General features: G+C 42.7%; 20 protein-coding genes. 10 read left to right on the top strand and 10 right to left on the bottom strand.

Going from position 1 to position 20,560, the window contains the following annotated elements:
- Positions 1–37: 37 nt before the first annotated feature.
- Entirely contained in the window at positions 38–1,672 is a 1,635-nt protein-coding gene (gene groL, locus AC3IT7_RS10360; RefSeq protein ID WP_475653399.1) for a chaperonin GroEL, read from the top strand.
- A gap of 429 nt (positions 1,673–2,101) precedes the next feature.
- Here groL and AC3IT7_RS10355 read toward each other — a convergent pair whose 3' ends face one another.
- Entirely contained in the window at positions 2,102–2,479 is a 378-nt protein-coding gene (locus tag AC3IT7_RS10355; RefSeq protein WP_180077226.1) for a hypothetical protein, read from the bottom strand.
- Positions 2,480–3,001: 522 nt separating this feature from the next.
- Between AC3IT7_RS10355 and AC3IT7_RS10350 the strand changes: the two genes are divergently transcribed.
- A complete protein-coding gene (locus AC3IT7_RS10350; RefSeq protein ID WP_475653603.1) occupies positions 3,002–4,693 on the top strand; it encodes a YadA-like family protein in 1,692 nt (563 codons plus the stop codon).
- Positions 4,694–4,759: 66 nt separating this feature from the next.
- On the opposite strand, the gene AC3IT7_RS10345 is transcribed toward AC3IT7_RS10350, so the two are convergent.
- Positions 4,760–5,254 carry a copper resistance protein NlpE gene (locus AC3IT7_RS10345; RefSeq protein ID WP_489248407.1) on the bottom strand — a complete coding sequence of 165 codons (495 nt, stop codon included), beginning with the start codon at positions 5,252–5,254 and terminating at the stop codon, positions 4,760–4,762.
- A gap of 228 nt (positions 5,255–5,482) precedes the next feature.
- Here AC3IT7_RS10345 and AC3IT7_RS10340 point away from each other — a divergent pair, with 228 nt between their 5' ends.
- Entirely contained in the window at positions 5,483–6,637 is a 1,155-nt protein-coding gene (locus AC3IT7_RS10340) for a helix-turn-helix transcriptional regulator (RefSeq protein WP_489248406.1), read from the top strand.
- A 37-nt stretch (positions 6,638–6,674) separates the two neighbouring features.
- Here the strand turns inward: AC3IT7_RS10340 and AC3IT7_RS10335 are convergent, their stop codons facing one another.
- Positions 6,675–7,847 (bottom strand): lipocalin-like domain-containing protein, encoded by a 1,173-nt coding sequence (locus tag AC3IT7_RS10335; RefSeq protein WP_489248405.1) that lies wholly within the window; start codon positions 7,845–7,847, stop codon positions 6,675–6,677.
- Positions 7,848–8,211: 364 nt separating this feature from the next.
- Between AC3IT7_RS10335 and AC3IT7_RS10330 the strand changes: the two genes are divergently transcribed.
- Positions 8,212–8,760 (top strand): 1-acyl-sn-glycerol-3-phosphate acyltransferase, encoded by a 549-nt coding sequence (locus AC3IT7_RS10330; protein ID WP_489250006.1) that lies wholly within the window; start codon positions 8,212–8,214, stop codon positions 8,758–8,760.
- A gap of 73 nt (positions 8,761–8,833) precedes the next feature.
- Here the strand turns inward: AC3IT7_RS10330 and AC3IT7_RS10325 are convergent, their stop codons facing one another.
- The 3 genes from AC3IT7_RS10325 to AC3IT7_RS10315 form a co-directional block, all read right to left on the bottom strand.
- Positions 8,834–9,160 (bottom strand): hypothetical protein, encoded by a 327-nt coding sequence (locus AC3IT7_RS10325; protein ID WP_489248404.1) that lies wholly within the window; start codon positions 9,158–9,160, stop codon positions 8,834–8,836.
- A gap of 134 nt (positions 9,161–9,294) precedes the next feature.
- Positions 9,295–10,056 (bottom strand): 3-oxoacyl-ACP reductase, encoded by a 762-nt coding sequence (locus tag AC3IT7_RS10320; RefSeq protein ID WP_489248403.1) that lies wholly within the window; start codon positions 10,054–10,056, stop codon positions 9,295–9,297.
- A 98-nt stretch (positions 10,057–10,154) separates the two neighbouring features.
- Entirely contained in the window at positions 10,155–10,889 is a 735-nt protein-coding gene (locus AC3IT7_RS10315) for a sulfite exporter TauE/SafE family protein (protein WP_489248402.1), read from the bottom strand.
- Between the two features lie 244 nt (positions 10,890–11,133).
- Between AC3IT7_RS10315 and AC3IT7_RS10310 the strand changes: the two genes are divergently transcribed.
- Positions 11,134–11,355: a hypothetical protein gene (locus AC3IT7_RS10310; RefSeq protein ID WP_489250005.1), complete on the top strand. Its 222-nt coding sequence runs from the start codon at positions 11,134–11,136 to the stop codon at positions 11,353–11,355.
- 93 nt (positions 11,356–11,448) lie between these two features.
- Here the strand turns inward: AC3IT7_RS10310 and rsmD are convergent, their stop codons facing one another.
- Together rsmD and mrdA are read right to left on the bottom strand one after the other, a co-directional pair.
- The gene (gene rsmD / locus AC3IT7_RS10305) at positions 11,449–12,006 is read right to left on the bottom strand and encodes a 16S rRNA (guanine(966)-N(2))-methyltransferase RsmD (RefSeq protein ID WP_489248401.1); all 558 of its coding nucleotides are present in this window, start codon (positions 12,004–12,006) and stop codon (positions 11,449–11,451) included.
- A 1-nt stretch (position 12,007) separates the two neighbouring features.
- Positions 12,008–14,059 carry a penicillin-binding protein 2 gene (gene mrdA / locus AC3IT7_RS10300; RefSeq protein ID WP_489248400.1) on the bottom strand — a complete coding sequence of 684 codons (2,052 nt, stop codon included), beginning with the start codon at positions 14,057–14,059 and terminating at the stop codon, positions 12,008–12,010.
- Between the two features lie 238 nt (positions 14,060–14,297).
- On the opposite strand from mrdA, the gene AC3IT7_RS10295 reads away from it, so the two are divergent.
- The 4 genes from AC3IT7_RS10295 (at position 14,298) to AC3IT7_RS10280 (ending at position 17,237) form a co-directional block, all read left to right on the top strand.
- Entirely contained in the window at positions 14,298–14,816 is a 519-nt protein-coding gene (locus tag AC3IT7_RS10295; protein WP_489248399.1) for a hypothetical protein, read from the top strand.
- Positions 14,817–14,881: 65 nt separating this feature from the next.
- Positions 14,882–16,198 carry a DUF445 domain-containing protein gene (locus tag AC3IT7_RS10290; protein WP_475654069.1) on the top strand — a complete coding sequence of 439 codons (1,317 nt, stop codon included), beginning with the start codon at positions 14,882–14,884 and terminating at the stop codon, positions 16,196–16,198.
- A gap of 76 nt (positions 16,199–16,274) precedes the next feature.
- A complete protein-coding gene (gene adk, locus AC3IT7_RS10285; RefSeq protein ID WP_475654070.1) occupies positions 16,275–16,934 on the top strand; it encodes an adenylate kinase in 660 nt (219 codons plus the stop codon).
- An 87-nt stretch (positions 16,935–17,021) separates the two neighbouring features.
- Positions 17,022–17,237: a hypothetical protein gene (locus tag AC3IT7_RS10280; protein ID WP_475654071.1), complete on the top strand. Its 216-nt coding sequence runs from the start codon at positions 17,022–17,024 to the stop codon at positions 17,235–17,237.
- 119 nt (positions 17,238–17,356) lie between these two features.
- On the opposite strand, the gene nth is transcribed toward AC3IT7_RS10280, so the two are convergent.
- Both nth and AC3IT7_RS10270 read right to left on the bottom strand, forming a co-directional pair.
- Positions 17,357–18,070, bottom strand: coding sequence for an endonuclease III (gene nth / locus AC3IT7_RS10275; RefSeq protein WP_489248398.1), 714 nt, complete (start codon positions 18,068–18,070; stop codon positions 17,357–17,359).
- 4 nt (positions 18,071–18,074) lie between these two features.
- Positions 18,075–18,866, bottom strand: a complete 792-nt coding sequence (locus AC3IT7_RS10270; RefSeq protein WP_489248397.1) for an RnfABCDGE type electron transport complex subunit B — start codon at positions 18,864–18,866, stop codon at positions 18,075–18,077.
- Positions 18,867–19,214: 348 nt separating this feature from the next.
- Here AC3IT7_RS10270 and gdhA point away from each other — a divergent pair, with 348 nt between their 5' ends.
- Positions 19,215–20,558: an NADP-specific glutamate dehydrogenase gene (gene gdhA / locus AC3IT7_RS10265; RefSeq protein ID WP_475654074.1), complete on the top strand. Its 1,344-nt coding sequence runs from the start codon at positions 19,215–19,217 to the stop codon at positions 20,556–20,558.
- Positions 20,559–20,560: the final 2 nt, after the last annotated feature.

Genomic DNA, 20,560 nt, shown 5'->3' with positions numbered 1-20,560 from the left:
AGAATTTAAAAGATATTAAAAGTATTTGGAGTCAAAAATGTCAGCTAAAGACGTAAAATTTGGTGATTCAGCGCGCAGTAAAATGATTGCTGGTGTGAATATCCTTGCCGATGCAGTAAAAGTAACTCTTGGTCCTAAAGGCCGTAACGTTGTTATCGACCGTTCTTTCGGTGCGCCGCACATCACTAAAGATGGTGTAACGGTTGCCAAAGAAATTACCCTGAAAGACAAATTCGAAAACATGGGTGCGCAACTGGTTCGCGAAGTATCTTCAAAAACCAATGACATCGCAGGTGATGGTACAACTACTGCAACAGTATTGGCACAAGCTATTTTAAATGAAGGCATCAAGTCAGTTACAGCGGGTATGAACCCAATGGACTTGAAACGCGGTATTGATATTGCAGTTAAATCTTTGGTTGCTGAAATCAAGGCAACAGCTCAACCTGCATCTGATTCTAAAGCGATTGAACAAGTAGGTTCGATCTCTGCAAACTCTGACACCACTGTTGGTAAACTGATTGCGCAAGCAATGGAAAAAGTGGGTAAAGAAGGTGTTATTACTGTAGAAGAGGGTTCAGGCTTCGAAGATTCTCTAGATGTGGTAGAGGGTATGCAGTTTGACCGCGGTTATATCTCACCATACTTTGCAAACAAGCAAGATACCTTAACTGCTGAACTTGAAAATCCATTCATCCTTCTTGTTGATAAAAAAATCAGCAATATTCGTGAATTGATTACTGTACTTGAGGCAGTTGCAAAAACTGGTAAGCCACTTTTAATTATCGCTGAAGATGTTGAAGGCGAAGCGTTGGCAACTTTAGTTGTGAACAACATGCGCGGCATTATCAAAGTATGTGCGGTAAAAGCACCTGGTTTTGGTGACCGTCGTAAAGCAATGCTTCAAGATATCGCGATTTTGACTGGCGGTACTGTGATTTCTGAAGAAATCGGCATGCAGTTAGATCAAACTTCACTTGAACATTTAGGTACTGCACATAAAGTGACTGTATCTAAAGAAAACACAGTGATTGTGGATGGTGCAGGTAATGCAGGTCAAATCTCTGAACGCGTTCAACAAATCCGTGCACAAATTGAAGAATCTACGTCTGAATATGACAAAGAAAAACTTCAAGAACGCGTTGCTAAATTGGCAGGCGGTGTAGCAGTTATTAAAATCGGTGCTGCAACTGAAGTTGAAATGAAAGAGAAGAAAGACCGTGTAGACGATGCGCTTCATGCAACTCGCGCTGCGGTTGAAGAAGGTGTTGTTGCAGGTGGTGGTGTTGCACTTGTACGTGCAGCAAAAGTACTTGATAGCGTGACTGGCGCGAATGATGACCAAAATGTAGGTATTAACATCCTTCGTCGTGCAATCGAAGCACCACTTCGTCAAATCGTATCGAATGCAGGTGATGAACCTTCAGTGGTAATCAACGCCGTGAAAAATGGCGAAGGCAACTTCGGCTATAACGCTGCAACTGGTGTTTATGGCGATATGCTTGAAATGGGTATTCTTGACCCGGCAAAAGTAACACGTTCTGCACTTGAGCATGCTGCTTCTGTGGCTGCTTTAATGCTAACAACTGAATGTATGATCACTGATATCCCTGAAGACAAACCTGCAATGCCTGATATGGGCGGCATGGGTGGAATGGGCGGCATGATGTAATTCATGTTGATCATTTGATCTTGAAAAATCCCTACCTCAGGTAGGGATTTTTTTATTTCTTGATAAAAAAGTACGATTTCAATAAAAAATAGAGTAAAATTTGAGACATAAGTTTAATCTAGATTAGAAAATGCCAACAGGGCACCATTTTCTATTGAAAAATTGATTAATGTTTATTTTTGTAACATTTGATCTTGGAATATATAAATTTTTGATTTATCATTTAATCAAAATATAATTGATATGCAGCTATATGAACAGTACAGTTATAAATAATGAGGGGAAAAGTTCAGAGGATCATTCTGAACTGGTATTGATTAGTAAATGTGAATTAAAGTCTTTATATCGGAAATTAAAGGAATATGAAGATCGTTTACGGAGATATGAACATGAGCATAAAAAAATTTTAGCTTATTTCACGCATAAAAATTACAATTGATTTAACTCATCAATCAACTTTTTAATGATATCTTTATGATGATTTTTTAAAGCGCGAAACTTCAGATAATAGTCTAGATCTCCAATATCATGTTCTGAAATCTGAGCACTCGGACTAATATCCTGGTCTCCAAATCTTAACCACTGATTAGATACATTTAGCCAGATTGCTAAAATAGAAAGCTTATCTTGGCTAGGGATGGCCTTACCTAATAACCAGTTATTCGCAGATTGTACTGAAATTGGGCTGCCGTCATAACGGTGATTGAACTCCCTAGATAAAAAAGTAGGGCTAATAGGGTGGGCAGCATCCAGTAAAGCTTGTTTCAATCGTTCAGCAAATAATTTTTTTTCTTGTTGATTGCTCATAAATTAAGTTCTCTCTTTCTATCTCATCATACACTTTATAAGTTTTATCTTAAAAATGTATTTAAAATACTACAATGATTTTAAGAGCATAATTTTAAGAAAACTCGACTCATATTTCAATTGTAACAAAGTTTTTTAGCCTATCTTGTTGTAATTATTTGTAATTATTATTTGTTTCTATAATTTATGTTTAGTTTAGCTTAATACAAATATCAGGTAATCAATCTGTTAATTAATCAAGGTTACTTTATCATTTTTTAATTCTTAAATTGCTATTTAAAACAAAATCTTAAGTTAATTCCATATTATTTTCACCCTTAAAATCAATTTTAAATTTAAAAATAAATCAAATATTGATTGATATTTTTGTTTCGTTTTGTATATTATTGCCTCAGGTCCGCTCTAGCAGCGGCAGGTAGTGGATGGCAGTCTCCAGAACAACCAGACATTCAACTCAGTTTTGCTGGTTTACATCAATCCTAGGGTAGACCAGTCTTTTTATAAAAATTGAAGGAAATTTACATGAAATTTCAAAAGACTCTTTTAGCAGCTGCTTTAACTTTAGCTTCATTCACAATGGCGAATGCGGCTGAGCCAAAAAAAGGTGAGCAAGTTGTCGATCAGTATGCATTTACTGCAGAAGGTGCGACAGAGCCAACTTATGTATATGCAATTGGTAACAAAGTTTATACACGTGACTTAATTGATGGTTCTACTACTGATTATAAATTTAATGAATTAGCAAATCAGTCAGTTGCAACTATTAAGGCAGAAGGTTATACGTTTGTACGTGGTGGTTTAGTAGGTACTGAGACTATTGTCGGTGGTCCTGAACAACCTCAACTTACAGAAGTAATTGCAGGTGAAGCTCATACTTGGGAATATTCATTATCTTCTAATACAACTGTAATAGGCGATGAAGTTCAATTTTCTGGTAACGTAACCAGCGAAATCGAAGGTGATGAGCAACCGATTGATGGTTTATTGCAAGAAGCAGATAGCTCTATTGTTGGTAATGGTAAATTCCAAAATCTTTCTGTAGGTGCTTTTGACGGTTCGAATGGTAACAACCTTGGTCTAGTTTCAACAGAGGTGCTTGTTGCTGCAAATGGCACAACTACTGTTGCTGAAACTGCACTTAATGCACATGGTTTAACATTAATTAAAGTTAACCCAGAAAATTTGAATGGTGATGTTTCTATTAATTATGAAACAGGTACTTTGACATCACAGCAAATTGTTGGTGGCACAGCTGTAGATACTACACCGCTAAAAGCTTATGGTACAATTAGTGAAGCTGGTGTTCGTGATGCCCAAATTATTGAATTTAATGGTAAATATTATTCAGTTTCTGCTGATAAGAAACTTACTGAAACAACTGCCGACTCAATCGAAAACCTTACATTAGTAGGTGCTGGCGCAGCTTCAGGCTTATTTGGTGGTGTTACAAACCAAATTAATTCAACAGCATTTGTAGGTGCTACCAAAACTGTTTATGGTGAATCGGTACAATCTTTTGACAACGCTGGTCAAATTTTAGTGGGTGGTAGTGATACCAATGCATCTGCAGGTGTAATTCCAGCAGGTACAGATTTCCAGGTTGGTACAAATGGTCCAACTACAACTAAGTCTCAAAGTGTAGAAACTGGTATTATCGCTACTGATTCAGAAGGCGGTAATGTGTATGGTTTAGAAGTTAAAAAATCTACAACCGATGCAAATGGTACAACAGATGCTAAAACCACTATTACAGCAGATGGTATCAAAACTACTGGTACAATCGATGCTGCTGGTTTCCTTGTAAATGGCCAAAGCATTACTTCTACTGTTGATACTGCAGTTGCTGATGCTAATAAAGCAATCGATGCCAAAATTACTGAAGTTGATTCTCGTTTGACTCAATTCAACACTACAGCTGGTCAATTAAATAGCCGTGTAGATCAGTTGAATTCACGTGTTGATGACGTAGAAAAAACTGCTTACCGTGGTGTGGCAATTGCATTAGCTGCTCAACAACAAATTCCTAACATCGGTGCTGGTCAATTCGCTGTATTTGGCGGTGTAGGTCACTATGAAGGTGAGTCTGCTGGTGCTCTAGGTGTTGCAAGCGTGTTTGCTGATGGCCGTACTTCTGTAAGTGCTGCTCTTGGTTTCGCTGGCGGTAACGAAGTTGGTGGCCGTGTAGGTGTATCATACGTATTTGGCGGTAAGTAATTACAACTTATACTGATCTATAAAAAATCCCCGCATATTGCGGGGATTTTTTATGTCTTTACAAAATTATGATGAAGACTTTTTAACTAATTTATAATTTAAATTACTCTCAATTTTCTTACCTGACTCCACATCACGCGCTTCAATAAAATTTTCGCCAACAAAGAATTTACGGTTTTCAGCTTTGTTATCTAATGTGATAATTGACGGATCTTGCGGGTCAAAACTAAAACTGCCCTTGAGCTCAGATTCATTGTTATTGGCTTTCCCCAAATATTCTTCGTTCAGCTCATAGGTTTTATCTGAATGAAGCTGTAACTCGACTTTGATGCCTTCACAGTCCGCACAAGGAAACACACCTTCATATTCACCCGCCCAATCTAGTGAGGTTTCTGCGTTGTCAGCACCAGTCAAGCTGCTGTTTGCATTATTTTGCTCCATCATTGCCGGACTGGATTGTGCATTATTATTCACTGGCTCATTGTCATTCTGTTTCGAACATGCTGTCAACGTTGCTGCAAGAGCGACTGCCATTGCAGCAGAGAGTATCACTTTCTTCATTGTTCTGACCCTGTAGATTTCTTTATTAGACATTACATTAAAAGTAGTCTGTATGGATAAATAGGGCAGTCTTGTTAAAGTTTGATTCATTAGGTGAATCAGACCAAATTTATTCATCAATCAGTAGGTTTAAAGAGTTTTTGTAAAATATTAAAGTCATTTTATGTCGTTTCAGCGGACTGTGCTTGGCGCTATGATGCAGAAAGAATGATAAAAAATGAGGCAGTAATGAAATTAGAACAAGAAAATAATCTTATTGCAAAAATTTATGATGCTGCATTATTACCGGCTCTGTGGTTTGAGGTGATTCAAGATATCGTAAGCTATACCCAAAGTAAGAGCGCCATTTTTACCGGTCTGGATCAGCTCAATCCTGGTTATGATTTTGTTTATACGCACAATATCCCGAATAAAAGCCTGAGTGCCTATCAAGATGAGCGTATCCGGGTGATTGATATGAAACTGCATATGCCATTATGGAATAGCATTGAGATAGGCGACGCGCTAAGTCAAAACTGTCAGCATTATGCCGAGCAGCCTGGTACGGATCATTATATATTTTATGAAAAGTGCCTGAAGCCGACGGGAGTCTGTTATCTGGCGGGCGTGTTGCTGGATCGAGGTCATTATCGCTGGGCAGTACTCGGTATTCACCGTGCCCCTGAGGTGCAACCGTTTGAACAGGCCGAGCTGGATTTTCTTAGGCGTATCAGTATTCATCTACGCCGGGCTTTACAAATTCATCGACAAGTCAGCCTGATTCAACAAGATAATCTGAACTTGTATACGCTATTGGATGGTTTAAAAACAGGGATTGTGCTGCTTGATCAAAACTTTTGTTTAAGTTATGCCAATCCTGTTGCGCAGAATATGATTCATCAAAGTTCATGTCTGGATCTGGATGCACATAATCATCTAAAGACTCATCCTGCTCAACAGGCACGTTTTGATCAGCTGTTAGAAAGTGCCTTACTGGATGATACTACTGCCCAGACTGAGGTCGGTGGGGTTCTGGCCCTGAGTGATAATACCGGCTCTCAATTGATGCTTAGCATCCTGCCATTTAACAAATTAAGAAATATACAGTCGTTAGAAATAGATCAGCATCAGATTGCATTGTTTATCACCGATAAAAACCAGCATTATTCACTATCCAAAGCTTATCTACAGCAGTGTTACCATCTTTCAAAACGGGAATTTGATTTATGTGAATTGTTGATCAATGGCTATAAACTGGAAGATATTGCAGAACAATGCGGCATTACCTTGAGTTCAGTCCGAACCTATTTTAAAAATATTTATGAAAAGACTGACTGCACTTCACAAATTGAGCTGATGCATTTATTGATGGGATGTACGATTCATTTTGAACATATTGACTGAACCGACCCAAATTTAAAATTCAGGTCGGTCGGTACAGTTATTTAACGCGTTGCAAGCTTACAGGACCTTCACCTTGCGGGTGGAGGACAAGGGTAGTGCCAGAGATATTAATCGATGCAATCGTTTTGCTGCCATCCCAACTGTCTTGTAATCCGCCACACTCATTGGTGTCGAATAAGACTTCAGTGGTGGTGAGCGTGTTTGCCGACAAGGTGTATTTGCCATATTCAATGCCCGGCCAGCCACAATCATCTCCACCTTGAGTATCGAGGAAGAAATAATAGTTATTGTCAAAGAAGGCAAACAGATGCGTATCGTTTAAACGCCAGCTACCGACCAGACCATTGGACTGTTGAACACGGCTTAAATAATAGGTCGCATTGGCACCAGGTTCGTTCAGTACCAGACGCGTGCCATCAAAGTTTAATGTATAAGATTTCTGATCTGCAGGATGTGAAAGCCCCCATTCGCCGTTAGTATCATGAAGGATGACAGGTTGAATCCCACTAGTCGTTGCATCCCACTTCAAGTGTCCTATTTCAATACCTGGTTCACCTGCATCATCTTTTTCCTCGGCTTCACCCAAGGCATAACGGCCATCTTCTAAGATATGGAGCAATACCGCGCTACTGCCGGTACGGTTGATTTCCCAGGTGCCGGCAATATCTTTATAAAAAGTGGCTTGAAAGTTTTCTGCCGCTTTTTCAGGGCTAACACGTTTTTCTTCTGGAATCACACGCTGGCTAACTGGATCTGTAATAAAAGCTGCATAATCTTGATCAAAATTTAGCTTCTGTCCGGTTAATGCAGTGACGCTATTCGAACCAATTGCAATGCCATTGTCATGATTGTTATCCGTATCCAGAGACTGTAAAAATACCATCAGGTTGGTACGCACCTGTGGATTTTCAGACAGGTCCAGCGGGGTGACCCGTGCTTTGGCTGTAATTTCTTCGCCTAGTTGTACGTCTCCAATCAAGAATTTTATTGTTTCGTCATCATTAAATTTAAATTCTCCTTTTTCATTGGTAACTCCTGTTGCTCTACTACTGGTGATATAGCTTACCCCTGAAATGATTCCATCCGTGAGTACACCGGTCTGCGTGCCGACATTCGCTGCTGGTGGAGTCGGTGTCTCTATACTGTTGTCCGAACCGCCACATGCTGTGAGTAACCCCGCTAAAGCCAGACAAATTAAAGTCTTTTTCATCAGAATCTTCCTGAAATTATAATGTAGAGGCAGTATAAAAAGACGCAGTGTCTTGCCATATCCCAAAATGAGGAGGTTAAGCGCATTTTATTGAATAAATTCTTGGAATTAGCTCACAATCATGGTTTTGGTAGTAAGGCGAGCAAAGCGGACGATTGATTGAAGTATCAATTTAGTTGAAATGTACAGGGGGATTAGTACACTTGTTATTTGAAAAGTTTAATTATACAAATATAGATTAATTGATTATTTATTGATCATATTGCACTATCTATATTTGCTTAGGTTGCTAGAATTTGCGCCAATTTGAACAGAACTGGTGCATAACGTGTTTGAGAAGTTAGCAGAACAAAGCCTGAACATGATGGGGTGGGAAATTGATAATCACTGGCCGCTAGATTTAGACCAGTGTGTCATGATTGCTGCTCCGCATACTAGTAACTGGGATGCACTCTATGCACGTCTGGCTTTAAAAGCGCTGGGAGTAAATGTGCGCCTGACCATTAAAGACAGTTATATGAAATTTCCATTGGGGCCTTTTGTGCGTGCCATGGGTGGAATTGGCATTAACCGTCGTCCTAAACAGCCGGGTGAACCTCGTCCGAGCATGGTGCAGGTGATGACGGATTTATTTAAAACCCATCCCAAGCTGGTCATGCTGGTCACACCAGAAGCGACACGTGCCAAACAGGAACAGTGGAAGACCGGTTTTTATCATGTTGCCATCAATGCGGGTGTACCGATTGCTTTGGCCTATATGGACTATGCCAAAAAGAAAACTGGCGTAGGTAAAATTGTTTATCCGACAGGGGATTATGAAAAGGATATGGCAGAAATCATGGAATTTTATGCAGATATTCAGCCAAAATTTCCTGAAAGCTTCAGTGTCGACCAGCGCTATTATCAGAATTAAAATTGCTTTGTAAAAACCGGCAGGGCATTTTCCCTGCTTTTTTATTGTCTGAAAATCATATATCTGGGCTAAATTAACTTTGGTTTTCAGAAGAAGCTAAAATTCCACCCAGGCTTTGACAGGCATCTTTATACAGATCATATTGCTGCTGTACCACTTCCGATAATGGAATATCAAACAACTTGTCACCTTGCTGGTAATGTTCGATATAGGATTCGGCCTTGGACTTGCTGCTATAGAGCGAATGCTGATAGTAGTCGGTCATGCTGGTATGCGGCATTTGTGCCATTTCAATCTTGGCGCACTGGAAATTTTGCAATAACTGTTCCGATTTTTTAAGATCGCCAGACATACAACCTGCCAGCAACAAAGTACTGAGCAATGTCGTGATAAATTTCATAGCAAATAGACAAAAGGATTTATGGGAGGGCACTATTGTAAAATTAAAACCTTGCCATAAAACCCTTTTAACCTGCCAGATGTTCAAAAAATAGCACAACAGGATTTAGAAACCGTGGTCTATTTTCTGGGTATTTAGCCTTCCACCAAGCCACCATCTACAATCAGGTTTTGTCCTGTCACTGCACGTGAATAAGGCGACAAAAACATCAGGATGGCAGCAGCAAATTCTTCCGGTGTAATCACGCGCCGTAACGGAGTTGACTGAGCAATCAGATCAAAAACAAAATCTGGGGTGGCTTTACTGGCATCTGTAGTTTGTAACAGCCCACCAGAGAGCATATTGACATTAATGCCATATTGCCCCAAATCTTGCGCTGTAGTGCGGGTAAAGGCCAATAATGCTGCCTTGGCTGCCGTGTAGTCATGATAAGGCACCACCGGATTTTGCACGAGATTGGTACCAATATTGATGATCCGGCCAAAACCCATTTGTTTCATGTCAGCCAGTGCGGCTTGGGTGGTATTGAGCGCCGCCTGTACAGCTCCGCTAAATTGGCGCGACATTGTATTCCAGCTTAAATCTTCCACCTTAGGACGATCGTCCCCATTAAATTCAAACTGAATCAGCGCATTATTGACTACGGCATGAATCGCTTGCCCAAAATGCTGTTTTGCCGCAGCAAATAAAGCCTGAATCTGGTCGGCCTGAGTTACATCGGCCTGATAGATAAACACCTGCTCCGGATGCTGTTGGGCTAGCTGTTGGGCTTGCTGCTGACTAGTTTGATAATTGACGACGACACGGGCATCTTCTGCCAACAGGGCCTGAGTAATGGCCAAACCCAAACCCCGTGCTCCGCCGGTAACGAGAACGATCTGATCACGAATGTGCATAATAATGAGCGAGATTGTGAAATATGGGCTTAACATAGCAGTTATTTCAACGGATTCAAGCCTTAGCCAGAGTAAGCGGCTCCAGTCTGATATCGGGTTTAAATAAATTGGGATGCTATGAGAAAACAGCCGGCACTGAACAGTAAACTCAGGATAATGCGTTTGAACAGCAGTTCTGAAATTTTATAAAATAGTTTTGCACCCAAAATGGCCGGAATGCTGACAAAAATAATCAATACAGCCATATAAGGTAAATGGCTCTTGTTAATCATGCCTTGCCATAAATAGGCGGCGAAAGCGAAGAGCTGAACCGCAAAATTAAAATGCCTTAAAATATAGCGTTGCTGGGCTTTGGGGAGCTGTTTTAACATGACCCAGGCAGAAGGAACCGCCCCGCAGAAGCCTCCCAGTCCTCCTAAGATTCCGCCAATCAGGCCAATACCACTATCGGCTATTTTTCCAGAATGCTGTATGGTTTTTATTTGTGGATTGAGCAGCATGAGCGGACACCAGAGCACCAGAAAAAAACCTAAAATGATTCTAAAGGTATCGGCCTGAATTATTTGTAACAGGTAAGTGCCGAGTGGTACGCCGATCAAACCCGCCAATAAATAAGGCAGTAGCAGCTGTCTGGATAATACCGGCTGTTGCTGTTCCTGCGTCAGTGAAATCACATGACTCCAAATGGAAGCAAATACCAGCAAGGGTGCAGCCAGTTGTGGAGCTAATACCCAGACCCAGAATGACATGGCAATCAGGGCAAAGGCAAAGCCGGTCAGTCCCTGTACAAAACCAGCCACCATTGCCCCAAGAATAAATAATAGCCAGGTCATACAGATCAGGTCAGAAGCAAAGGCAGCAGTATTCTAAAGATCAGCACAAAAGCCAAGCCTCCAGTTAGCTGTATTTATGCAAATTAAAGTTCAAATTCTCATAAAAGATTAAAATGTAACTACAGAATAGGTAATTTATTCCTGCATAGAAAATGCATAAATCTCTACAAGAGCACAACAATGAATTCGTTTACTCTTCATGAATTTATTTGATACTGATAGGGTGCAGCAAGAGAGAATGGATATGATCAAAAAAGTGATTTTACTTTCTGTATTGGCAGTGTCATTAACCGGTTGTATGGTCGATCCTTGGGATGATGATTATCGTGGTAACCGAGATCGTAATGCACATTATGATCGCGACCACAAAGATCGTGACTGGAAAAACAAGGATCATAGAGGAGATCATCGGGATTGGAAACGTGACCGAAATGATAACCGTGATTGGCGCCGTGACCGTAACTAGAAGAAGCATATCGTCGTGCAGTCCGACGACTCTTGACCAAAAAGGATTCCATGGCGGAATCCTTTTTTAATGCGGTTTTAAGTGCAATTTTAATCAAGCAATGCTTTTTTGATAAAGTCCTGCACGCACCGTACCGGCCTTGGTGTTTTTAAGCAGTCGCCATGATGCGGGTAACTTAAGCGTGTGTAGATCACGGTCTGCTTCCACATAAATAAAAGCATTGTTCTTGATAAGAGGATCTGCCTGTAGTGCCAGTTCTTCCCACAGATTCAGGCTATAGGGTGGATCGAGAAAAACCAGATCAAATTGTGTATGAAGCGTCGGCAAGACTTGCTGCGCCGGGGCCACTTTCAGTTGGGCTCGTGCTTTGGTGACTTTTAACAGTTCCAGATTTTGGGTCAAAAATTGTGCCTGAGTCCGATCCGGTTCAATCATAAGCACTGAGGCAGCACCACGCGATAAGGCTTCAAAGGCCAGCGCCCCAGAACCGGCACATATGTCTAATACCTGTGTATTTTGTACATCCCACATCAGCCAGTTAAACAGGGTTTCGCGTACTCGATCAGGCGTGGGGCGTAAACCTTCAATGCTGGCAAAAGGCAGTTGACGGCGTTTCCAGTCACCACCAATAATTCGAAGTTGGTTTTTCATTTTAGTCTCGTTCTACCGGTGTGGGAGCAGGCGCTACTACAGCTGATGCAGCTGTATTTGCCGATGGATTGGCGGCAGGCTCTGCTGCCTGAATATTGTCTGGCGCTACAGTTTCTGCATCCTGGCTTAACATGCCTGCACCGCTTGGCAATTCAGCAGGCTTGATTCCGGCTGTCATCAGGCCGCCGCTAAGCTGGTGACCTTGCGGGCGTAAGGGATTTTTATCTTTATGCAGTAACCAGTAATCAAAAATTGGACGAGCCAGCGCAGTCGCGGCACTACCGCCACGCCCATTTTCCAGAATAACCGCAATCGCAATTTCAGGATTTTCAGCAGGTGCAAAACCGACAAACAGTCCATGATCCAGCTGACGGTCGGTCAATAAGGATTCATTATAGCGCTTGCCCTGGGCAATACTTTTAACCTGCGCGGTACCGGTTTTACCCGCAATAGAATACTGTAAACCACTCTTGATGCCGCGGCCTGTACCGGATTGAATCACGTCTACCATGGCATCGCGCATCTTGATCCAGTCTTCTTCCTGACCATTAAAATCGATTTTGCCATGAGTGCCATTATGTACCTGAAACGATTTGGCACCGCGACTTTCACGTAATACATGTGGAACGACTTTATTGCCATGGTTGGCGGTAATTGCGGTGGCCATGGCCAGCTGTAAAGGCGTTGAAGTGAAAGCCCCTTGACCGATACTCACAGAAATAGTTTCACCGCGTAGCCATTTGGCCTTACGGGTACGCATTTTCCATTCAGGACTTGGATAAAGCCCTGTACTTTCGCTAGGTAAGTCCACCCCGGTTTTTTCGCCAAAACCAAATTGACGCATCCAGCTATTCATTTTCTCGATGCCCATGCGGTAGGACATTACATAGAAATAGGTATCACAAGACACCACTTGGGCTTTGTGCATGTTTACTGCGCCATGCCCGGATTTTTTATGGTCACGGAAGCGGTGACTGTCTCCCGGCAGGCTGAAATAGCCCGGATCAGAAATGGTGGTATCCCAGTCCACCAGGCCATAATGCAGGCCGCCAAGTGCAAACATCGGTTTAATGGTAGAGCCGGGTGGATAAACCCCTTGCACGGCACGGTTATATAAAGGTTGATCCAGATTGTCACGCAGATCACTATAGTCTTTATGGCTGATTCCGGTCACAAACAGATTTGGATTGAAACTTGGGCTGGAAACCAGCGCCAGAATTTCCCCGGTTTTCGGATTCATCGCTACAATCGCGCCACGGCGTCCGGCCAGTTGCTCTGAAGCCACCACCTGCAGACCATAATCCAAAGATAAAAACAGATCATTGCCACGTACCGGATCCTTGCGACCCAAATGACGCAGCACATTACCAAAGGCATCGGCTTCTACCGATTCATTTCCCGGCACACCGTGCAAAAGCTCTTCATAGGATTTTTCCACCCCGATTTTCCCGATCAGGTTGGTCCCGGCATACAGATCCTTATCAATGGCTTTGAGTTCTTTGTCATTAATCCGGCCGACATAACCAATCACATGGGCAAACAGGTCGCCATGCGGGTAATAGCGCGTCATCTGGGTTTCAATGTTCACACCCGGAAACTGATATTTGACCTCGCTAAAACGGGCAATATCATTTTCATTCAGATTGAGCTTGATCGACACCCGTTCGGTTTTACGTGCTGTTTTAATCCGGCTTTGGAAACGCTCAATATCTTCTTCGGTCAGTTCCAGAATCGGCTTTAAACGTTCCAGGGTCTGATCGATATCCTGTACATCGGCACGGCTTAAGGTCGCAGTAAATACCGGGTAATTGTCGGCCAGCAACACGCCGTTGCGGTCATAAATATAGCCACGTGCCGGCGGCAATGGTTGCAGACGAATCCGGTTCTGGTCAGAGGCCGTGGTAAAGGTTTCAAAATTGAACAGTTGCAAATAGGCGTAGCGGCTGACCAGCAGCAGCATGAAAAAGATGACTATTCCAACAGAAATCCATACTCGATTACGATAGATGCGCTTTTCTTGTTGTGCGTTTTTTAAAGGAAAGTGCTGCTTCATACGCGATCGACTTGAGACCTGAGGAAAGAGGGAAAGAATCAAAGTGGAATATTCTAACGCAACTGGGCTTGATTTGATAATGAAAAACTGCTGTCTCAAGCAGTTCCTTTAGGCTTTGACTTTGCAGACATTAAAATTGTAGAGTGCTGTATATAAGAGTTGTGATAATTCTGATAGAGTAAAATCTAATAAAAATAGGGCTATACCAAAAACTATAATTAGGGAAGATGGTGAAGGAATGAACAAGGTTTACCCTTTGTTGGCGTTTGCATTGTGGGCGAACGGGGCCTATGCACATGATCAAAGCAATAATACTGTAGCTGCAACAGAGGCTACTCAGGCAAAAACCTGGAATGTGGGCGCCGGTTTTACCCAGAAGCTGGTACATTTAAATACCGAATGGGTGAATCCTTATGGTATTGCTTATGTGAAAGGTGGGGTTTTTCTGGATGATGATCGTACGATCGGAGGCCAGGCAGGCTTTCGTTATCCTGCGCATCTCACCGGCAAGGACAAAAATGGTTATTATGTCGGGGTTTATGCCGGGCATATTGACAGCAAGCGAGTCGACAATGAATACAAAGCCCGCTTAGGTGCAGGAATTGATCTGGCCTATGTTTTGCTTAGTTCAGAACGCATCAGCAGTTTTAGTGTCGGCATCGGTGCCGGAGAGAAACTCGAAGACCGAAATGGTCGCACTGTGGCTGAAACAGAGCCCCGACTACAATTTTCCTATACTTTAAGTATCGGTTTATAGACAAAATATTTGACCTTATGAATATGTGTATTCTGTGAACAAAAAATTAAATATGGAAGTTATGCATGCTTGAGTACGTCAACGAATTGTGGCAAACCTTTGTGAATCGCCCGGATTTTTGGGCAGTGCTCAGCATTATTCCGGTGACCGCATTTGTAACATGGGCTCATGTCTGGATGGCACTGAAAATGGTGTTTTATCCAATCAATTTCTGGGGTTTTCATCTGGGTCCCTTACCTGTTGGCTGGCAGGGGATCGTGCCCCGCAAGGCGGGCCGTATTTCAGGCATTATTACCGACAATACCTTATCTAAACTGGGTTCCATCCGCGAATTTTTACAGGCGATGGATCCGGATGATATGGCACGGATTATTGGTGAGCAGGTCGGTTTTGAACTGGAACATCTGATCGATGAAGTGATGATGGATCGTAATGCGGTTCTGTGGGAAAACCTGCCTTTTGCCATCAAACGCAGAATTTATGCACAGGCACAGAAACAAATGCCGACAATTTTGCGTGAATTAGTGACTGAGCTGACCATGAACGTCGAGTCACTTGTTGATATGCGTGAAATGGTGGTCAGCCAGATGGAAGGTGACCGTCGCCTGATGGTGCGCATGTTCCTGAAAGTAGGACAAAAAGAAATCAACTTTATCTGGCATATCAGTGCCTTAATTGGGATGTTCTTTGGTATTTTCCAGATGATTGTCTGGTTTGTGGTGCCGTGGCACTGGACTGTACCGTTCTGGGCTGCGATCTGGGGCTTTTTGACCAACTGGATTGCGATCTGGATGGTATTCAATCCGCTCTATCCGCACCCGGTGAAGTACCCGCAATTCTTTAGCCGTACCGAAAGTCGCAAGTTTCCATGGATTAAACCGGTGATTCCGCGTATTGGCACCTATAACATACAAGGCGCATTTATGAAACGTCAGGATGAAGTCTCTGATGTGTTCGCAAGTGTAGTCACAGAAGATCTGATTACGTTAAAATCGATCATGACCGAGATGATGTATGGCGGGAAAAAAGACAAAACCCGCCGTATTGTCAAACGTCATATTAATGAAATTATGGAAACACCCCTGGTTCGGACCTCTTTACAGCTGTCTTTAGGGCCAAAAGAGTATGCAAAACTCAAGACGGACTTGATCGATCGCTCGATTGAAATTACGATGGTGCCTGTATGCGACCCCGCATTTAATGCGAGCCGTGCACAGAAAATCTATCAAATGTTTAGAGACCGCATACGCGAGTTGACTCCGAAGGAGTTTCAGAATCTTTTGCGTCCTGCGTTTCAGGAAGATGAATGGATTCTGATTTTATTGGGTGGGGTAACCGGTTTTGTCGCGGGTTTAATCCATTTGTTTGTGGCTTTCTTATAATGAGATGCCGGGGGACACAATCGGGCGATTGTGGTCGTGGCGTCATACATATTGTTTAAATTGAGGATGTTTATATATGCGCATTATCTTACTCGGACCACCTGGAGCAGGTAAAGGTACACAAGCTCAGTTGATCTGTAAGCGCTACAATATCCCACAAATTTCAACCGGTGATATGCTCCGTGCTGCAATTCGTGAAGGAACTGAATTAGGTCTACAAGCTAAAAGTGTCATGGACAATGGCGGTTTGGTTTCTGATGAGTTGATCATTGGCCTGGTCAAAGAGCGTATTGCTCAGCCTGATTGTGTAAATGGCTGCATTTTTGATGGTTTCCCGCGTACCATTCCTCAGGCAGAAGCTTTAGAAAACGAAGGCATCAATATCGATCACGTGATTGAAATCGATGTTCCAGACGAAGAAATCGTACAACGTCTTTCTGGCCGTCGTCAGCATCCGGCATCTGGCCGTGTGTATCACATCGTTTACAACCCGCCAAAAGTGGAAGGTAAAGATGACGAAACTGGTGAAGATCTGGTTCAGCGTCCAGATGATCTGGAAGCGACAATTCGTAAGCGTTTGGGTTCATACCATACTGAAACTGAGCAACTGGTTGGTTTCTACCAGGGCCGAGCAGCGTCTGGTGAAAATGCACCGACTTATGACAAGTTAAACGGTCTGCGTCCGATTGACGAAGTTCAGACTGAACTTTTCGCAATTCTGGATCAAGCAAAATAATCGGTTAACGATGATTTTGACAATCGAAGAGCCCTAAGTCATATTAGGGCTCTTTTTTATTGCATATTTGAACTGGGTGCTGTTGCTATGAAATTTGGCGTGTTGGTGTTGATGGTGATATTTCTGGCAGTATTGCTCGGTCTGTTTTATATGAGTTTTAAAATACTGAATAAAGTGCGTCGGGAAGAGCGCGCAGAAAATGCAGCCAAGCATCCAGAACGTCAGTTACATCCAAAGTTAAAGGCAGAGCTGGAACAGCGCAAGCAACAGCAGGAACAGACTCAACACGATCAGGATAAATGATTTACAGGGCTTCAACTAAAACAGAAATCCGGTTTTAAATAAATTACGGTTCGCTGAAAAATTATAGAAAAAGGTGACAGGCTGGTCACCTTTTGGGATCTCGGTCTGGTTGTGCAATTTTATTCAGCAGGATCAATATTTTTCACTGCAATTGCACGTGCTGCACCAAATTCAAAACGCTCCGGCCAGTTACACACATCCGCCACCACACATTCATGACATTTCGGTTTACGCGCAATACAGCAATAACGACCATGTAAAATCAGCCAGTGATGCGAGTCAATGATGAACTCCTTGGGAATCACTTTGACCAGACGGTGTTCAACTTCAAGCACATTTTTACCTGTTGCCAGTCCAGTGCGGTTGCCGACCCTGAAAATATGGGTATCTACCGCCATGGTTGGTTGACCAAAGGCTGTATTCAGCACCACATTCGCCGTCTTACGCCCCACACCGGGCAATGCTTCCAGATCGGCACGATTATCCGGCACCACGCTGTTATGCTTTTGAATCAGCATCGCACAGGCTTTAATGACATTTTCAGCTTTCGAATTATATAAACCAATGGTCTTGATATATTCCTTTAGCCCCTTCACACCGAGTGCGTAAATTGCTTCAGGGGTATTGGCGACCGGAAACAGTTTGTCCGTGGCCTTATTCACGCTGACATCGGTGGCTTGGGCCGAAAGCGTCACTGCTACCAGCAATTCAAACGGATTGGAGTAATTCAGCTCGGTTTTTGGATTGGGGCGTTGTGCACGCAAACGTTCAAAAAAAGTCTGAACCTGTTTTTTGGTCATGTTTTTTACAGGTCTGGTGTTGGCAGTGGTCATGTGCTTATCCCTGTAAGGTCTGTAATTTGTCAGTCAATTCTATGAGTTGTTGGCGTTTGGTCGCATCTTCACGAACCGAAAGCTGTTTTTCCAGTTTTTTAATCTGGGTGCGTAGTTTGGCCAGTTCAATCGTGGTTTTGGAATCTAGCGTCACCGCTGTATCTGCCGGCTTGTTCAGGACTTCAATCACAGGAAGCTGCTCATTTAAAGCCGAGAACTGGGCAAATAGGGCAGTATTAATTTCTGCACGGACCACTGGACCCTTGCGGTCAGTACGGCGTTTTTCTTCACGCTGGATATGCGCATAGTAGCGCTGACGCAAATCATCCTGTTCAGCCATACGCTGTGCTTGATTTGGTAAAGGCTGCAGGTCTTCAACCAGATCGATACAGTCGACCGGACAAGGTGGAATACACAGCTCACAACCGGTACACAGGTCGGTCAGAATGGTATGCATCAGTTTGCCAGAGCCAATAATTGCATCGACCGGGCAGGCACTAATGCATTTGGTACAGCCAATACATTCATCTTCACGAATCACCGCCTTGATACGCTGCGGACGACCATCGGCCTGAACGGGCCAGACACTTTCTTCAGCCACAAGTTTAGGCCGGTTTAATAATGCCGCCAGCGCATCTGCAACCGGTTGTCCACCCGGGACACATTTATTGGCATTTTCACCCTCTGCAATCGACTGGGCATAAGGTAAACATCCATCCCGATGACCACATAATCCACACTGGGTTTGAGGAAGTAAGGCATCAATCGACTGGACCAGAGAAGTTTGCAAATTCATGTATAACCAGAGTTGCTCAGAGCAAGCGTGCGTGTAGAGTGAAACAAAATATGTCGAATTATGAATTTTAACATATTTTTTCTTGATGCTGTTGTGCCCAATTTAAGGTCATTTTATGCCATATTATTAAGCATAAATTATGATCTAAGCCTTGATTCAATTGGCATTTCCTAACATAGAAAAAATTTTAATAATCAATATAATTATTTGTTATCAAATAATTTTTAAAGTATTTTAAAAAAAAGTATTGTAGATTAGTTACAAAAGATATTTAATATTTTGCGCCAAAATTTAACATTGATTGTAAATTTGACCAATTTTGATCCATTTTCTGCTGAGGATTAAGCGTTGAAATACAACACACTTAATGAGTTCCTAGATTACGTAAAATCACGTGATGCACACCAACCAGAATTTCTTCAAGCTGTTGAAGAAGTGATGACCAGTTTGTGGCCATTCATTGAAAAGAATCCACAATACGCAGCACATGGTTTACTAGAACGTCTAGTTGAGCCAGAACGTGCGATCCAGTTCCGGGTTTCTTGGGTAGATGACCAAGGTCAAACTCAGGTAAACCGTGCGTTCCGCGTACAATACAACTCAGCGATCGGTCCATTTAAAGGGGGGATGCGTTTCCACCCTTCAGTGAATCTTTCAATCCTAAAATTCTTAGGCTTTGAGCAAACATTTAAAAATGCTTTAACTACACTGCCTATGGGTGGTGGTAAAGGCGGTTCTGATTTTGACCCTAAAGGTAAATCAGAAGGCGAAATCATGCGTTTCTGCCAGGCTTTAATGATCGAACTGTATCGTCACCTTGGTGCGAACACAGATATCCCGGCTGGTGATATTGGTGTAGGCGGTCGTGAAGTGGGCTATATGGCCGGCATGATGAAAAAATTAAGTAACGACACTGCATGTGTATTCACCGGTAAAGGTTTAACCTTCGGTGGTTCATTGGCACGTCCAGAAGCAACAGGTTACGGTACTGTGTATTTCGCTGAGGAAATGCTCAAGTCTCGTGGCGAAAGCTTCAAGGATAAAGTTGTTGCGATTTCAGGTTCTGGTAACGTTGCGCAATATGCTGCTGAAAAAGCGATGTACCTGGGTGCGAAAGTGGTTTCACTTTCTGACTCTGCCGGTACAGTTCACGTTAAGGACGGTTTCACTGATGCGCTTCTTGCTGAAGTCATGGAACTTAAAAATGTGAAACGTGGCCGTATTTCAGAGTTCGCATCTAAACATGGTTTTGAATATTTTGAAGGCCAACGTCCTTGGGGTATCAAATGTGATATCGCATTGCCATGTGCTACTCAAAATGAACTTGATGCCGATGATGCTGAAAAGCTGCTTGCAAACGGCGTGATCTGTGTGGCTGAAGGTGCAAACATGCCTTCTACACTGGAAGCTGTTGAGAAATTCGTTGAAGCGAAAATCTTGTATGCACCAGGTAAAGCATCAAATGCTGGTGGTGTTGCCACTTCTGGTCTGGAAATGTCTCAAAACGCATTGCGTTTAGGCTGGACTTTCGAAGAAGTAGATGAGCGCTTACATGCAATCATGAAAGAAATTCACCGCAACTGCGTGAAATTCGGTACCAAAGAAGACGGTACTGTAAACTACGTAGATGGTGCCAACATTGCAGGCTTCGTAAAAGTAGCTGATGCAATGCTTGCTCAGGGCGTATTCTAAGT

It is taken from the genome of Acinetobacter sp. KH_038 (genome assembly GCF_057839405.1).
This window is presented reverse-complemented; position numbering and strand designations above follow the sequence as displayed.

Coding starts and splice junctions, on each gene's coding strand:
- groL (WP_475653399.1), top strand. CDS start 38: ATGTCAGCTAAAGACGTAAAATTTGGTGATTCAGCGCGCAGTAAAATG.
- AC3IT7_RS10355 (WP_180077226.1), bottom strand. CDS start 2,479: ATGAGCAATCAACAAGAAAAAAAATTATTTGCTGAACGATTGAAACAA.
- AC3IT7_RS10350 (WP_475653603.1), top strand. CDS start 3,002: ATGAAATTTCAAAAGACTCTTTTAGCAGCTGCTTTAACTTTAGCTTCA.
- AC3IT7_RS10345 (WP_489248407.1), bottom strand. CDS start 5,254: ATGAAGAAAGTGATACTCTCTGCTGCAATGGCAGTCGCTCTTGCAGCA.
- AC3IT7_RS10340 (WP_489248406.1), top strand. CDS start 5,483: ATGAAATTAGAACAAGAAAATAATCTTATTGCAAAAATTTATGATGCT.
- AC3IT7_RS10335 (WP_489248405.1), bottom strand. CDS start 7,847: ATGAAAAAGACTTTAATTTGTCTGGCTTTAGCGGGGTTACTCACAGCA.
- AC3IT7_RS10330 (WP_489250006.1), top strand. CDS start 8,212: ATGGGGTGGGAAATTGATAATCACTGGCCGCTAGATTTAGACCAGTGT.
- AC3IT7_RS10325 (WP_489248404.1), bottom strand. CDS start 9,160: ATGAAATTTATCACGACATTGCTCAGTACTTTGTTGCTGGCAGGTTGT.
- AC3IT7_RS10320 (WP_489248403.1), bottom strand. CDS start 10,056: ATGCACATTCGTGATCAGATCGTTCTCGTTACCGGCGGAGCACGGGGT.
- AC3IT7_RS10315 (WP_489248402.1), bottom strand. CDS start 10,889: ATGACCTGGCTATTATTTATTCTTGGGGCAATGGTGGCTGGTTTTGTA.
- AC3IT7_RS10310 (WP_489250005.1), top strand. CDS start 11,134: ATGATCAAAAAAGTGATTTTACTTTCTGTATTGGCAGTGTCATTAACC.
- rsmD (WP_489248401.1), bottom strand. CDS start 12,006: ATGAAAAACCAACTTCGAATTATTGGTGGTGACTGGAAACGCCGTCAA.
- mrdA (WP_489248400.1), bottom strand. CDS start 14,059: ATGAAGCAGCACTTTCCTTTAAAAAACGCACAACAAGAAAAGCGCATC.
- AC3IT7_RS10295 (WP_489248399.1), top strand. CDS start 14,298: ATGAACAAGGTTTACCCTTTGTTGGCGTTTGCATTGTGGGCGAACGGG.
- AC3IT7_RS10290 (WP_475654069.1), top strand. CDS start 14,882: ATGCTTGAGTACGTCAACGAATTGTGGCAAACCTTTGTGAATCGCCCG.
- adk (WP_475654070.1), top strand. CDS start 16,275: ATGCGCATTATCTTACTCGGACCACCTGGAGCAGGTAAAGGTACACAA.
- AC3IT7_RS10280 (WP_475654071.1), top strand. CDS start 17,022: ATGAAATTTGGCGTGTTGGTGTTGATGGTGATATTTCTGGCAGTATTG.
- nth (WP_489248398.1), bottom strand. CDS start 18,070: ATGACCACTGCCAACACCAGACCTGTAAAAAACATGACCAAAAAACAG.
- AC3IT7_RS10270 (WP_489248397.1), bottom strand. CDS start 18,866: ATGAATTTGCAAACTTCTCTGGTCCAGTCGATTGATGCCTTACTTCCT.